General features: G+C 73.7%; 12 protein-coding genes and 1 pseudogene. 6 read left to right on the forward strand and 7 right to left on the reverse strand.

The window, feature by feature from the left end; all coding sequences use genetic code 11:
* The first annotated feature begins 4 nt into the window (after nt 1-4).
* On the forward strand, nt 5-1468 hold the full coding sequence (hemG, locus tag K7C20_RS28525; RefSeq protein ID WP_030081668.1) for a protoporphyrinogen oxidase: 1464 nt from the start codon (nt 5-7) through the stop codon (nt 1466-1468).
* Between the two features lie 11 nt (nt 1469-1479).
* The gene (gene hemQ, locus K7C20_RS28530) at nt 1480-2232 is read left to right on the forward strand and encodes a hydrogen peroxide-dependent heme synthase (protein WP_030081670.1); all 753 of its coding nucleotides are present in this window, start codon (nt 1480-1482) and stop codon (nt 2230-2232) included.
* Between the two features lie 94 nt (nt 2233-2326).
* On the opposite strand, the gene K7C20_RS28535 is transcribed toward hemQ, so the two are convergent.
* The 5 genes and pseudogenes from K7C20_RS28535 to K7C20_RS28555 form a co-directional block, all read right to left on the reverse strand.
* Nucleotides 2327-4015, reverse strand: coding sequence for an alpha/beta hydrolase (locus tag K7C20_RS28535; RefSeq protein WP_245171731.1), 1689 nt, complete (start codon nt 4013-4015; stop codon nt 2327-2329).
* Between the two features lie 84 nt (nt 4016-4099).
* The gene (locus K7C20_RS28540) at nt 4100-4888 is read right to left on the reverse strand and encodes a TIGR04222 domain-containing membrane protein (RefSeq protein ID WP_030081674.1); all 789 of its coding nucleotides are present in this window, start codon (nt 4886-4888) and stop codon (nt 4100-4102) included.
* Between the two features lie 75 nt (nt 4889-4963).
* Nucleotides 4964-5935: a TIGR04222 domain-containing membrane protein gene (locus tag K7C20_RS28545; protein WP_053210196.1), complete on the reverse strand. Its 972-nt coding sequence runs from the start codon at nt 5933-5935 to the stop codon at nt 4964-4966.
* A gap of 5 nt (nt 5936-5940) precedes the next feature.
* Nucleotides 5941-7318, reverse strand: a pseudogene (locus K7C20_RS28550) (DUF692 domain-containing protein).
* A 220-nt stretch (nt 7319-7538) separates the two neighbouring features.
* Entirely contained in the window at nt 7539-8495 is a 957-nt protein-coding gene (locus K7C20_RS28555; RefSeq protein WP_409351327.1) for a LysR family transcriptional regulator, read from the reverse strand.
* A gap of 113 nt (nt 8496-8608) precedes the next feature.
* On the opposite strand from K7C20_RS28555, the gene K7C20_RS28560 reads away from it, so the two are divergent.
* Both K7C20_RS28560 and K7C20_RS28565 read left to right on the forward strand, forming a co-directional pair.
* Nucleotides 8609-9502, forward strand: a complete 894-nt coding sequence (locus K7C20_RS28560; protein ID WP_030081681.1) for an NAD(P)H-binding protein — start codon at nt 8609-8611, stop codon at nt 9500-9502.
* Between the two features lie 74 nt (nt 9503-9576).
* Complete coding sequence (locus K7C20_RS28565; protein ID WP_030081683.1) at nt 9577-9942, forward strand: darcynin family protein; 366 nt, start codon at nt 9577-9579, stop codon at nt 9940-9942.
* Between the two features lie 102 nt (nt 9943-10044).
* On the opposite strand, the gene K7C20_RS28570 is transcribed toward K7C20_RS28565, so the two are convergent.
* A complete protein-coding gene (locus tag K7C20_RS28570; protein ID WP_053208958.1) occupies nt 10045-10788 on the reverse strand; it encodes an aminoacyl-tRNA hydrolase in 744 nt (247 codons plus the stop codon).
* Between the two features lie 296 nt (nt 10789-11084).
* Between K7C20_RS28570 and K7C20_RS28575 the strand changes: the two genes are divergently transcribed.
* Together K7C20_RS28575 and K7C20_RS28580 are read left to right on the forward strand one after the other, a co-directional pair.
* Entirely contained in the window at nt 11085-12011 is a 927-nt protein-coding gene (locus tag K7C20_RS28575; RefSeq protein ID WP_078953065.1) for an ABC transporter ATP-binding protein, read from the forward strand.
* Entirely contained in the window at nt 12008-12676 is a 669-nt protein-coding gene (locus K7C20_RS28580) for a hypothetical protein (RefSeq protein ID WP_053208956.1), read from the forward strand. Before K7C20_RS28575 ends, K7C20_RS28580 begins: the two co-directional genes overlap by 4 nt.
* Nucleotides 12677-12950: 274 nt before the next feature.
* Here K7C20_RS28580 and K7C20_RS28585 read toward each other — a convergent pair whose 3' ends face one another.
* Nucleotides 12951-14336 (reverse strand): alkaline phosphatase PhoX, encoded by a 1386-nt coding sequence (locus tag K7C20_RS28585; RefSeq protein WP_030089360.1) that lies wholly within the window; start codon nt 14334-14336, stop codon nt 12951-12953.
* Nucleotides 14337-14393 lie beyond the last annotated feature (57 nt).

Below are 14393 nucleotides of genomic sequence, written 5' to 3' on the forward strand. Positions count from 1 at the left end.
GGGCATGAGCGCAGCGCACACCCGTACGGGCCACGGGCCCGGCAGCACCGGTCACGTGGTCGTCATCGGTGGAGGCATCTCCGGGCTGGCGGCGGCGCACCGACTGCTCGAAGGCGGCGCCCGGGTGACCGTCCTGGAGGCGGCGGACCGGCTGGGCGGCAAGCTGTACGCGGGCGAGATCGAGGGCGTACCGGTCGATCTGGGTGCCGAATCGATGCTGGCCCGGCGGCCGGAGGCGGTGGAACTCGCGCGCGCCGTCGGGATCGGCGACCGGCTCCGGCCGCCCACCACGGCGACGGCGTCCCTTTGGACGCGCGGCGCGCTGCGCCCGATGCCCAAGGGCCACGTCATGGGCGTCCCCGGGGACCTCGGTCCGCTCGCCGCCTCCGGTGTCATCTCCCCGGAGGGCCTCGCCCGTATCGACGAGGACACCCGGCTGCCGCGCACCGAGGTCGGCGAGGACGTCGCCGTCGGCGCCTACGTCGCCGAACGCCTGGGCCGCGAGGTCGTCGACCGGCTCGTGGAGCCCCTCCTCGGCGGGGTGTACGCGGGCGACGCCTACCAGATCTCGATGCGCGCCGCCGTCCCCCCGCTGTTCGAGGCCGCGCGGACGAACCGTTCGCTGCTCGACGGCGTCCGGGGCATTCAGGCGCGGTCCGCCGCTGCCGTCCCCCAGACCGGAGCCGCCGCGACCGGCCCCGTCTTCATGGGCATCGAGGGCGGCATCGGGACGCTGCCGGGCGCGGTGGCCGATGCCGTACGGGCCAAGGGCGGCGAGATCCGTACGGGCACCCCGGTCACCGCGGTGCGGCGGTCCTCCCAGGGCTGGCAGCTCGACCTCGACGGTGCCGCGCTCACCGCGGACGCCGTCGTCCTCGCCACCCCCGCGCACGCCACGGCCCGCCTCCTCGCCCCCGTCTGCGGGCCGGCCGCGGCCGAGCTGGACTCCGTCGAGTACGCCTCCATGGCGCTGGTGACCATGGCCTTCCGCCGCGCCGACGTCGAGGAGCGGCTGACCGGCAGCGGCTTCCTCGTACCGCCCGTGGACGGCCGCAAGATCAAGGCGTCCACCTTCTCGAGCAACAAGTGGGGCTGGACCGGCGGCTTCGACCCGGACCTCTTCGTGCTGCGCACCTCCATCGGCCGCTACGGCGACGAGGCGGACCTGGCGCGCGAGGACTCCGAACTGGTCGGTTTCTCGCGGGCGGACCTGCGGGAGGCGGTCGGGCTGACCACCGCGCCGGTCGCCTCCCGGGTCACCCGCTGGGACGGCGGACTGCCCCAGTACCCGGTCGGCCACCTGGAGCGGGTGGGCCGGATCCAGGACGCCGTGGCGCAGCTTCCGGGCCTGCGGGTGTGCGGTGCGCTCTATACGGGCGTCGGCATCCCGGCCTGTATCGCCTCGGCCCGCACGGCCGCCGACGACATCCTCGCCACCCTGCGCCCGGACTCCGTCCCCGCCGAGTGAGAATGGACGACATGACAGACGCTTCCACTCCCGCTTCCGCACCGCAGGCACCCGCGGCGCCCGAGAAGGTTCCGCACGCCGGCAAGAAGGCCAAGGACCTCAACGAGATCATCCGCTACACCCTCTGGTCGGTGTTCAAGCTGCGCGACGTCCTCCCGGAGGACCGCGGCGGCTACGCCGAGGAGGTCGAGGAGCTGTTCGCGCAGCTCGCGGCCAAGGACGTGGTGGTCCGCGGCACCTATGACGTGTCCGGCCTGCGCGCCGACGCCGACGTGATGATCTGGTGGCACTCGGAGAGCTCGGACGCTCTCCAGGAGGCGTACAACCTCTTCCGCCGTACCCGTCTGGGCCGCGCGCTGGAGCCGGTGTGGTCGAACATGGCGCTGCACCGCCCCGCCGAGTTCAACAAGTCGCACATCCCGGCCTTCCTGGCCGACGAGCAGCCGCGCGCCTATGTGAGCGTCTACCCCTTCGTGCGCTCCTACGAGTGGTACCTCCTCCCCGACGAGGACCGGCGCCGCATGCTGGCCGACCACGGCAAGATGGCCCGCGGCTTCCCGGACGTGCGCGCCAACACCGTGCCGTCGTTCTCGCTCGGCGACTACGAGTGGGTGCTGGCGTTCGAGGCCGATGAGCTCTACCGCATCGTCGACCTGATGCGTCATCTGCGCGGCTCCGAGGCGCGGATGCACGTCCGCGAGGAGATCCCGTTCTACACCGGGCGCCGCAAGCCGCTCTCCGAGCTGGTCGCGGGTCTGGCGTAACCGGACGGGCGGTGCGTCCGGCCGGGCGCGCACAGCCGCACACAGCACCACGGGCCGCCCCCGAGGGGGCGGCCCGTGGCATGTGCGGTCCCGGTTACTTCCCCGGCAGCGCGTGCTGCGCCCGGGTCGCCTGCTGGCCCGGCACCGGCTCCGCCCGCGGCCCGCAGTACACCCGGTGCGCCGGGATCTTGCCGCGCAGCAGATACGCCTCGGCGTACTTGTTCACGCAGGCGTTGTCACCGAACGCGATGCCGTGGGTGCCCGACCTGTTCTCGGTCACCAGCGAGGAGCCGGGCAGCCGCCGCTGGAGCTCCAGTGCTCCCCGGTACGGCGTTGCCGCGTCCCGCTCGGCCGCCAGCAGCAGCACCGGCGGCAGCGCGCCGGGCTCGGTGTGGATGTCGAGCGGACCGCGCGGCCCGTGGAGCGCCTCGTCGAACTCGGTCGAGGCCGCACGGCCGGCGACCTCGGCCAGGTCCGCTCCGCCGGCGTGGCCGTCCGCCCGGTGCACCGCGGCGTCGAGCTCGGCCGCGGCGGTCTGCGTCCGGTCGGGCCAGAAGGCGCACGGCAGGTTCATCCACGCGTTGTCCCAGGTCTCGAACGGCGCGATCCGGGCGATCTCCGTGTTGTCCCGGTCCCAGGTCCGCCAGTCGTGCGGCCAGCGCGCGTCATTGCACTCCACGGCGGTGTAGACGGCGTTGCTGTTCTCCTCGGCCTTGGCACCGCCGGAGCGCGGCATGGCCTGGGCGCTCAGCGGCTTGGGGTCGCCGTGCAGATACCCCGAGAGCGCCTCGGCGCGCATCGGCCAGAAGGCGTCGTTGTAGCCGGTCTTGAGGAACGCGGACTGGAGCTGGCCGGCGCCGATCTTCCCGTTGAGCGGATGGTGGCGCAGCTTGTTCGCGGCCGAGTCGTAGGCGTGCTGCACCGCCCGCACGGTCGTGCCGAGGTGGTAGTGGCTGTTGTGCCGGGCGGTCCAGCGCAGGAAGTCGCTCCAGCGGCGCTGGAAGGAGACGTCCTGGTCGAGGTTGTTGCGGTACCAGATCTGCCGGGGCGCGGGATTGACGACACTGTCGAAGAGCATCCGCCGGACGTGGCCGGGGAAGAGCGTCGCATAGACCGCGGCGAAGTACGTCCCGTACGAGGCGCCCATGAAATTCAGCTTCTTCTCGCCGAGCGCGGCCCGCAGCATGTCCAGATCGCGGGCGTTGTTGACGGAGTTGTAGTAGGGCAGGTCCGCGCCTGCCCGGCGGACGCAGCCGCGGGCATACTCCCTGGCCTCGGCCGCCTTCCGGCGCTTGAAGGCCGCATCGGGGTGGGTCCGGCTGTCGGTGGGCGCCTTGGCGAACTCCTTGGGGTCCTGGCACGACAGCGGCGCCGAGCGGCCCACGCCGCGTGGCGCATAGCCCACGAAGTCGTAGGCGCGGGCCAGTTTGTTCCACTTGGGGAGCCCGCCGTAGAGCGGGAACTCCATGCTGGACGCGCCGGGGCCGCCGGGGTTGAAGACCAGGGAACCCTGCCGCTCGCCGCGCGCGGTGGCCCGGGCCCGGCTGACGGTCAGGTGGATCTTCTTGCCGTCGGGGCGCGCATAGTCGAGGGGAACGGTGAGCCTGCCGCACTCGACGGTCGACGGCAGATGCTCCACCGGTGCGCAGCGGCCGAAGCCGAGGCGGTGCGCAACGGGTGCGGGTGGCGCTGCGGTGGCCCCCGTGGCGCCGCCTGCCGGGGCAGTGGCGAGGGCGGTCACCAACAGCGACCCGATGGTGCCGTACAACGCAAGTGCTCTCACTGGCCGTCCCTTCGTGTGTGCATACAAAAGGGATAGTTGGGGCGGCGATTGTCGATGTAAAGCACCTGGCACCGGTGTCGGAGGCTATGCCCCGGAAGAGTGGAGCGCGGCGCGCAACGTGGGGTCGGTGAGGGCTACGGGGCCACGGAGAGCGAAAGAGGTGAGTGAGGCAGGAGCGGCGGGGGAGTCGGAAGTGCTGGGCAGTTGCCGTTCGCCCGCTTGGGTGGCCCAGTTGCTGTACGGGTGGAGCTCGAAGCGGGCCACGGCCCAGGTGCCGAGGGTGAGGATCAGCGGGAGCGTGAACCAGGCCAGGAGCGGCCCGTGGTCCGCACCGGACGCCGCCGTCCCGTAGGAGGCGGCGGCGGACAGCGGAACCAGGAGGGCGGCGCCCTGTACCAGGCGGACGGCGGTGGCGATGCCCGGGCGGGCCGCGGCGGGCAGCGCCAGCCCGTCGGTCACCAGCCGGTCGGCCACCTCCCGCACCGCGTCCTCGCCGGCCAGGGCGTCCCGTATCGCCGGTATGCGGCGCTGCCCTTCGGGCCCTATGGCGCTCAGCGTGGCGCGCTCGACGGCGTCCTTGCCGACCGGGTCGACGACGGTGGCCCAGCCGGTGTCGGCGAGCAGCAGCCGCCGTTGCTGGGCCATCAGCACCAGGACCAGATCCGCGAGCCGGTGCGGGCCGCCGGAGAGGTAGGCCATCTCGTAGAGGGTCAGCCCGGGGCGGTGGCCCCCGTCGGCCGGATCCGGGACGGCCCCGGGCGACGCCTCCGGGGCCGGGCGGGTGGTGCGCGCGGCGGCGACCGCGGCACGGCAGAGGAGCGCACAGGAAAGCACCGCCGCAGCCGAGGCGATGAGGAAGAAAAGGAGCCACATGGCCGTGGTTCTACGGGATCAGTACAAAAACGGCCACAAAATTTCTCACCATGCGGGCGCCACGGGTGCCGGCCCTCAGCCCCCGCCGCAGCCGCCGCCCCCGCAGCTCGAACCGCCGCCGCAGCTCGAACCACCCCCGCACGACGAGCCGCTGCCGCAGGACGCACCGCTGCTGCCGCAGCCGGACCCGGAACCGCCGTCGGAGGAGCCGCACCAGGAACCGCCGTCGCTCCCCGAGCCGCCCCCACCGTCACCGGACGAGGAACCGCCGCCCGATGCGGCGGCCGTGGCCCGCTGCGCCTCGTCGAACTGCTGCCGCAGCAACTCGTCCGCGATCAGCGCCGTACCGCCGAGCGCCACCACCAGCGCGGCCGGCTGCCAGGCCCCGCCCACGCCGCCGCCGGCGGAGCGGGCCGCCTTCGCGGAGCGCAGGGCGAACGAACCCGCCTTCGTGATCCGGCGGGTGAACACCTTCCCGCAGAGTCCCCCCACGAAGAGACCACCGATCACCGCGGGGAGCGTCCGGAGGACCGGCGGCGGCCCGGACGGAACGTCACCGACGAAGGACAGCAGCAGCGCGACGAAGAAGAGCACCACGCAGGCCGTCCGCTGGACGCCCGCCAACCGGCGCCACCCCCGGCCGAGCTCCGGACGCCGCATCAGACCGCGGGCCGCCAGCCGGTCACCGACCCCCTGGACCGCCGGGCTGCGCATCGCCGTGGCGCGCAGCACGGCCAGACCGCCGCCCGGTGTCCGGGCGATGGCGTCCAGTACGGCCGCCTCGACCGCGTCGTGGGCGAAGGCCTGCCGTACGGTCACCACTCCCGGGCCGCCCACCGCCAGCCGGCCGTCCTCGTGCATTCCGGCGATCGCGGCGTCCACCACCCGGCCGGGCCCGCCGGCGAGGAACGCCGTCTCCCACACCTCGTGTACCAGGGCGTCCTTCCGCCGGACGGACGGCGTCCGCAAACGGACCCGAGCCGCGCCGAAGAGGAGCACCGACGAGGAGGCGCCGACCCCCAGATACACCCACGGGACGAAGGACATCGCGCTCACCTCCGGTGCAGGGCGAGCCGGATGGCACGAGCCATACGGGCCACGGGCCGTGCTGACGGCGGCCTGGGGCCGGCCCGATCCCGCCACCAGCGCGTCAACTGCTGCCGCGCGGCCGGGTCTTCGGGGCGCCCCTGGGCCAGCAGATGCGCCGCGAAGTCCAGGGCGTCCTGGCGGTAGCCGCCGCTCATGGGCCGGTGCCGCGCATAACCGAGGAACGCGGCCCGGTAGCCGGCGCCGAGGATCTCGGGCAGCTCGGGCGCGACCTTGGCGACGACCGCGGCCCGCTTGGCGGTCAGCGCCCGGCTCTGCACCCGCAGCCGCGTGCGGTCGAAGCCCTCGGGGGCCGGCGTCCCGGCGACCAGCGCGGACAGCAGCGCGGTCTGCGCCAGCGCCAGCCGCTGCCGGGCGGCCTCGGTGCCCTCGGCCGGGTCGCCGCCCGCGCCGCTGCCCGTCACCGTGTCGGGCGCCGGGTCAGGGACGGGCGCCGTGTCCCGCCGGGTGCGGACGCCCGGCGCGGTCTCCGGCGCCGCTTCAGACCGCTTGGGCATGGCGGGCCTCCTTCAGCACGGTGCGTATCGCATCGAGTTCACCGGCCAGCTCCCCGCCCTCGGGGAAGTCCTCGTCCCGCTCCAGCAGCACACCGGGCGGGGTGGTCCGGGCACACAGCTCGGCGAGGACGTCCAGCACCGGCCGGGTCACCGGGTGGGCATGGCTGTCGTGCCACACCCCGTCCCGCTCCACACCGCCCGCGATATGGACGTACGCAAGGGCCTCGATCGGCAGCTCGTCCAGGGCGACCGCAGGGTCCTCGCCCCGGTTGATGTGGTTGGTGTGGAGGTTGGCGACATCGATGAGCAGCCGCACCCCGGTCCGCTCGACGAGTCCGGTCAGGAACTGCCCCTCGGTCAGCTCCTCGCCCGGCCAGTTGATGAGGGCGGCGATGTTCTCCAGCGCCAGCGGCACCGGCAGCGCGTCCTGGGCGATGCGTACGTTCGCGCACAGCACGTCCAGCGCGTCACGGGTGCGCGGTACGGGCAGCAGATGCCCGGCCTCCATGCGCGGGGAGGCGGTGAGCGGACCGCCGGCCCGGACGAAGGCGATGTGCTCGGTGACCAGCGGTGCGCCCAGCATCTCGGCGCGCTCGGCGAGGGCGGCCAGCCGGCCGGAGTCCGGGCGGTCGGCGCCGCCGAGGCCGAGTGAGACTCCGTGCGGGATGACGGTCGTGCCGCGCTCGCGCAGCTCCTCCAGGGCATGCGGCAGATGGTCGGCGCAGAGGTTCTCCGCCACCACCTCGACCCAGTCCACCCCGGGCAGCTCCGCGATTTCCGCGGCGATTTCCGGCCGCCAGCCGATCCCCGTACCAAGGCGCTCCATGGCTCCCCCTCTCGCTCCGTGGTGTGGGTACTCATGGCCCCGGTACGACACACCGAACCCTGGAGCGGACGAGTTCAGAGGTTGATTTGAGCTTCCTCCACGACGTCGCGGGTCCGCTCGGCGGCTCGGCACGACGGGGGCGCGGGCGCGCGGAACCCCCTCGGGAAGCACCTCGCCGCGGTGGCCCGATCCGGCCGGGGCCCGGCGCCCGGCGGGCACCTCAGCGGCCCTCCATGGCCGAGCCCCCTGGCGCCTGAAGAGTCCGGCGCACGGCGTCGCGGAGCCAGTGGTGGCCTCCGTCGGCTGCGTGGCGGGGGTGCCATGCCATGCCGACCGTCAGCGGCGGCAGGGACAGGGGGATGTCGAGGAGGCGCAGGCCGAGGGTGGTGGCGGGGTCGGTGAGGGGGGAGGGGGCGGCGCCGGGGAGTGCGGTGGGGATGAGGCAGACGACATCACTGCGCGCGGCGAGGGTCATCGCGGCCAGGTGGCTGGGGAGGACGGCCGCGACCCGCCGGTGGAGGTTCCGCTCGGCCAGGGCGGTGTCCAGGGGGCCGGTGAACCGGCCGCGGCGGCTCACCACGACGTGTTCGGCGGCAGCGAGCCGGTCCGGGGTCAGGGTCCCTTCGGCTAGGGGGTGGCCGGGCCGGACGGCCGCCGCCATCCGGAGGGTGACCAGCTCTTCGACCTGGGTCTCGGGGTCGACGTGGTCGATGGACCCGACCTCCAGGTCGATCCGGCCCTCGCGCAGGGCCGGTCCGGCTTCCAGCTCCTCGGCCCGGAACCGCAACGAAACCCCTGGCGCCTCCTGCCGGGCCAGCCGCAGCAGCCCGGGGGCGAGTGCCGCGCCGACCAGGTCGGCCGTCTGGAGGGTGAAGGTGCTGCGCAGGGCAGCGGGGTCGACGCCGCTGCCGGGAGCGAGCAGTGCTCCGAGGCGGCGCACCACCGCGGCTGTCTCCTCGCGCAGGGCCTGGGCGCGGGGAGTGGGAACCATGGTCTGGCCGGCCCGGACCAGGAGGGGGTCCTGGAGGATGCGCCGGAGGCGGGCGAGGGTGCGGCTCATGGCGGCGGGGGACGTGTGCAGGCGGGCGGCGGCGCGGGTGACGCTCTGCTCGGCCAGCAGGGCGTCCAACGCGACGGCGAGATTGGCGTCGATGACAGGGTCAGGACTGCTGCTCAAGTGCGTCATTCCATTTCAGGCAATTATCCCGTGCTGAAGTTCCCATTGTGGCAACACGGCGGTCCTCCACAGGATGAGGGACGTACCGATCCGGCACGACCCCTGAGGTTTTCATGATCGTCATCACTGCTCCCACCGGGAACATCGGCCGCCATCTGCTGCCCCTGCTCCTGGAGTCCGCCCCCGCCCATGACGAGGAAGTGCGCGTGGTCGTGCGCGACCCCGCCCGGCTTCCCGACGCGGTGCGCGAACGCGTCGAGGTGATCACCGGCTCGCACGGCGACGCCGGGGTCGTCGACCGGGCCTTCGAGGGGGCGGACGCCGTGTTCTGGCTCGTCCCCCCGGACGCCTCCCTGGCCCCGGAGGACGCCTACTGCGGCTTCACCCGCCCCGCCGCGAAGGCCCTCGCCGCGCACGGCGTCGGTCACGTCGTCGGCGTCTCCGCGCTCGGCCGCGGCACCCCGCTCGCCGACCGCGCGGGACTCGTCACCACTTCCCTCGCCATGGACGACCTCATCGCCGACACCGGAGTCGCCTACCGGGCCCTGGCCAACCCGTCCTTCTTCGAGAACCTCCTGGAGGAAGCCGACTCGATCCGCGAGAAGGGCGTCTTCACCGACGTCGTCGACGCCGACCGCAGGGCTCCCCTCGTCGCCGTCGCCGACATCGCGGCCGTCGCCGTCGGCCTCCTGCTGGAGCGGTCGTGGACCGGCAGGGACAGCGTCCCGGTCCTCGGGCCGCAGGACCTGTCCCCCAACGACCTGGCCCGCATCATGACCGAGCAGCTCGGGCGCCCCGTCCGATACGAACGCCGGCCGCTCGACGAGCTGTACACCACCCTCGTCGGCTACGGCCTCAACGAGGCGTTCGCCCGGGGCATCGCCGACATGAAGCGGGCCAAGGACGAGGGCCTCGACGCGGGCGTCGCCCGCACCCCGGACACCGCCTCCCGCACCACGTTCGCGCAGTGGTGCGCCCGGACCCTCAAGCCGGCCGTCCTCTCCTGACGACGCACCACCCGGTCATCGCACACAAGATGCCCACCGCACCAGAACGATCCACCACTTCGGAGGCACCCGTCATGCCCGCTGAGGAAACCGCCCCGCCGGTCACCGCGTTCATGCTCATCAAGACCAAGCCCGAGTGGCTCGCCATGACCCCCCAGGAACGGGTGAACGCCTTCGTCACCCAGGTGATCCCCGCGATCAAGGCCAAGACCACCGGCGTCCGGTCACGCTTCTACGACACGGAGTTCTACTCCACCCGCGTCACCGACGTCTGGGTCTGGGAAGCCGACGACCACGACGCCTACCAGCTCCTCATCGACGCGCTGCGCGAAACCCCGTTCTGGGACCGCTACTTCGAGGTCGTCGATCTCCTCGTCGGCACCGAGAACGGCTACGCCCGCACCTACGGCCTCGACCCCGTCGCCACCCTAACCACCTGATACCCCGCCCGCCCCGCGATGCCGATGTCCTCCGCCCCTTGGGGCCGGAGGACGTCGGCGCAGGGCGCGCTCGGCGCAGGAGCAGGGCGCCCAGGGGCGTCGTCAGCGCGCGAGAGACCTGACGCGGTCCGCCCCTTCGGCCACCACAGTCATCCCGGGCGCGATCTCCGTGAACCCGGCATCGCGCACCACGGGCAGACCGCTGCGGGTCAGCTCCTCCCACTGCGCGCGCCCGGCAGCCCGTACGGACAGCGGGAACCCGGCCGTGCGCCAGGCCGCCCGCTCCTCCTCGGACATCTCCCACCACGCCAGCTGCGCACCGTGCCCGACCTGCGCCATCTCCTTGCCGGCCGACATCTCCAGCCCGGGATTGAGCCACAGGACCGGTGCGTCCGCGGCGGGCGCACCGGGGGGCTCGGGATCGTCCAGCTCCGTGCCCGAGACCTGTAGCCGCGCCAGGTCCTTCGGCCAGCCGTCCAGCGGCACCGGCGGGAAGACCCGCACCTCGGCGCGGCGGCCGGTGACCGTGATCCCCGGCAGCGCCTCGGCCCGCCGCCACTCCGCGCCGCGCGCCCGCCGCACCACCTTCCGGATCCGCGCGTCCTGCCAGTCCCGCACCGCCGCGGCCCACTCGCCGCCCCCGGCCGACCGCTCGTCCGACAGCAGCACCAGCACCGCCCGCGCCGCCGTCTCCAGCGCGTCCGTACGCGCCGGGGGCTCGGCGCGCTCGATCCGCGCGACGAGCGGCAGCACGAACTGCGGCGCCGCGTCCCGGTCGGTTTCCTCGTGGCGCAAGGGGCTGCCGGAGTGGTTGCCGGGCTGTCCGGCGGTCTCGGTACTGGTCACCCGCCCAGTCTGCCAGCCCCCACCGACAGCGGCCCCGGCACGGCTCCTGCCCTCCCGCCTCCCGCCGACTCGCCTCCCGCCGACTCGCCTCCCGCCGACTCGCCTCCCGCCGACCCGCCTCCCGGTGGCTCCTGGGGGGAAAGGCGGGCCAACGCCGCCTGCCCGGCCCGGGGTTGCCCCACGTAAAGACGGGGCGGATCGCGCCACCTGGGGGGGCGCCGGGCCGCCGGTCCGGCTACCGTCGGTGCCGGCGGAGCGGACCGCGCCGCCGGGAGGCAGCGGAGGTGCCGGAACGCATGAGGCTGGACGGGGTGGGGCGCCGCTACGGAGTGCGTGGCCCCTGGGTGCTGCGGGAGGTGCAGCTCGACGTGCCCGAAGGCGTGCTGCTGCGGGTCGAAGGGACCAACGGCAGTGGGAAGTCCACGTTGCTGAGGCTGTTGGCAGGGATCGACCGGCCCAGTACCGGACGTATCACCGGCCGCCCGCGCAGCGCCTATGTGCCCGAACGGTTCCCGGCCGCGCTGCCCTTCACCGCCGTCGGCTACCTCACCCACCTCGGCCGCATCCACGGCCTGCGCGGCCCCGAAGCGGCCCGTCGCGCCACCGAGTGGCTCGAACGCTTCGGGGCGGCCGGCCACGCGCGCACCCGGATGGCCGAGCTGTCCAAGGGGACGAGCCAGAAGGTCGCGGTCGCCCAGGCGTTGCTCGCCGAGCCCGGACTCCTGGTCCTGGACGAGGCCTGGACCGGTCTGGACCGCAGCGCACGTGACGTGCTCGACCGCGTGGTCGCCGAGCGGGTCGCGGACGGCGGCACCGTCGTGTTCGTCGACCACGACCCGCAGCGGCTGGCGGGCGCGGCCGACGCCCGCTACCGGGTCACGGACGGGCGGGTGGCGGCTTATGAGGAGTGCGGGAGGGCGGCGGATGCGCAGACCGCGGCCGGGCCCCGCGTGCTCATCGAGGCCGAGGGCGCACCGGGAAGCCTGCCGGCCGCCGGAGCGCCGCAGCTGCCCGGCGGACCGGAGATCGCGCCCGGACCGGACGGGACGACCCGGCTGACGGTTCCGGCCCCGCACTCCGACGCCCTGCTGCGCGCCCTGCTCACCGCCCGTCCGCCCTGGCACATCCGCGCGGTCACCGCCGCCCCACGGCCGTACGACGCCCCCGGCACCGCCCCTGTCACCGACGATGCCCCCGCACCCCACGAGGCCCCACTCCCGTGATTGCTCTCCTCCGCTATCAGACGGCACTGCTCATCGGCTCGTACCGCTGGCTGCCGCCGGTCATCCTCTACGCCGTCTGGCTGACCATCGGCATCCGGAGCGGCGACCCGATGCTCGGCACGTTCGGCTACGCCGCCGGCGGACTGCTGCCGACCGCCGTATGGCTGACCCGGACCTGTGTCACCAACGAGCCGCCGGGCGCCCGCAATTGCGCAGCGGCCGCCGCCGGGCCCGGCCGGGTGCACCTCGCCTGCGTGCTGACTGCGGTCGGCACCGGGCTGCTGCTCGCACTCATCGGTACGGCAGTGGTCCTGTCGCTGGCGGACCCGCACTCCAACAACCACGACGTGGCCGTTCCGGTCCTGCCCGCGGCCTTCGCCGGGCTGCTCGCCGCGGTGGTGTGTCTGCTGATGGGCACCGCCATCGGCGCGCTGAGCAACCGGCCGGTACTGCGCAGCACCGGCTGGAGCATCCTGACGGGCCTGATCGCCGCCCTGCTGCTGTCGGTGCTGGGCGCCTCGCCCGCCAACGCCGCGGTATGGGGACTGGTCACCGGCTCCGTCCACGGGACGGTCAGCACCCCCTGGCTGCCACTCGCCGCCACCGCCCTGATCGCGGCCGCCGCCACCGCCGCCGCCTGCGCCCTGAGTTCCCGACGGAGCTGAGGGGTTGGGAGGGCGGATGGGGCTGAGGTGCCGGGTGAGCGGGCGGCGCCCAGGGTTCGGGTGAGCGGACGGCGCCGAGGCGTCGGGTGAGCGGCCTGGGCCGGTCGCCGGAGCTGACAGGCGAGGCCGAGACCCCCTCCGGATTTCTCCCCCGCCCCCTCCCCCTCTCCCCCTTTGGGGGAGGGGGCGGGGGTGGGTTCGGGGGTGGGGGGGGGAAGAGCGGGCGTACGCCGGTCCGCCTGCCCCGGCCGACCGGCGGCCCGCCGCTGCTGCGTCAGTGGTGCCAGGGGCCGGTCACCGCGAACGTCGTTCCCGGTGTGTAGCAGTTGACGTACATCGTCCGGTGGTCGGGCGAGAACGTCACGCCCGCGAACTCGCCCCACTCCGGCTTCTCCGGGGTGCCGATGTTCTGCCGGCCGCGCGCCATCGCATAGACCGCACCGCGCCGGGTGAGGCCGAAGACGTGCTGGGCGCCCTCACCGTCCTCGCACACCATCAGGCCTCCGCTGGGCGCGAGGCTGATGTTGTCGGGGGATTCGCCGGGCAGTTGGAGGTCGGCGTCCGGGCCGAAGACGACGACCTGGGTCAGTTGCCGCTTCTTCGGGTCGTACTTCCACACCTGTCCGTAGTGGTCGGCCGCCGAGCCGTCTTCGCGGTGCGCAAAGCTGGAGACGAAGTAGACGCAGGAGCCGCCCCAGTAGCAGCCCTCCAGCTTCTGGGCGTGGGTGATGCCGCCGGGGCCGAAGTCCTGGAAGCGGATCGGGGTCTCACGGGCGAGCGGATCGGGCACATCCACCCAGGTGACGTGGTCGAAGGTGGTGCCGGGCCGTTGGATGGTGGACAGGTCGGGCACACCGGGGACGCGCAGCGCCTGGAGCCGGCCGCCGGCCCGGAGCGAACCGCGGCCGCCCCTCGGCTTGTTGGGCAGGAAGCGGTAGAACAGGCCGAAGGGCTTGTCGAAGGCGTCCTCGGTCTCGTAGACGGTGCCGGTGCCGGGGTCCACGGCGATCGCCTCGTGCTGGAAGCGGCCCATCGCGGTCAGCGGGACCGCGCCGGTGCGCCGCGGGTCGTAGGGGTCGACCTCGAAGATGAACCCGTGGTCCTTGGTGTAGTTCTCCTCACCGGCCCGGTGCTCGGTCTCCTCGCAGGTCAGCCAGGTGTTCCAGGGGGTGGGGCCGCCCGCGCAGTTGGTGGAGGTGCCGGCGATGGCGACCCGCTCGGAGCGCACCGTGTTGTCCGGGCCGAGCTCCAGGGCCGTGCAGCCGCCCTCACCACCGGGGTCGTACGTCAGGTCGCGGACCCTGGGGACGGCTTGGCGGGAGCCCGTACGGTTCTCGTGGTTGCGGACGAGGCGGGTGCCGCCGTGGTGGCCGGAGGAACCGGGAGAACCCGGAAAAGCAGCCATGCCGTCGCAGTTGCTGGGCACCTTGCCCTCCCCCGAGCGCAGCGGGTCGCCTTCCCGGGAGAGGACCCGGTAGCGGAAGCCCCGGGGGAGGTCGAGCAGGCCGTCGGGGTCGGGGACCAGCGGGCCGTAGCCGCGCTGCCCCATGCTCTGGGCGGTCGCGGTCCCCGTGAAGAGCTCCGTGAGGCTTCCGGAGAAGGCGATTCCCGCCCCGAGCGCACCGGTTCTTGCCAGGATCTGACGTCGTGTCGCGGACATGGGCAACTCCCTGTTGGCGGACAGGTGAAGTGACCCGCTCGTGTGTACCATGCGGCC

The sequence above is a fragment of the Streptomyces decoyicus genome (genome assembly GCF_019880305.1).
Lineage (GTDB): Bacteria > Actinomycetota > Actinomycetes > Streptomycetales > Streptomycetaceae > Streptomyces > Streptomyces decoyicus.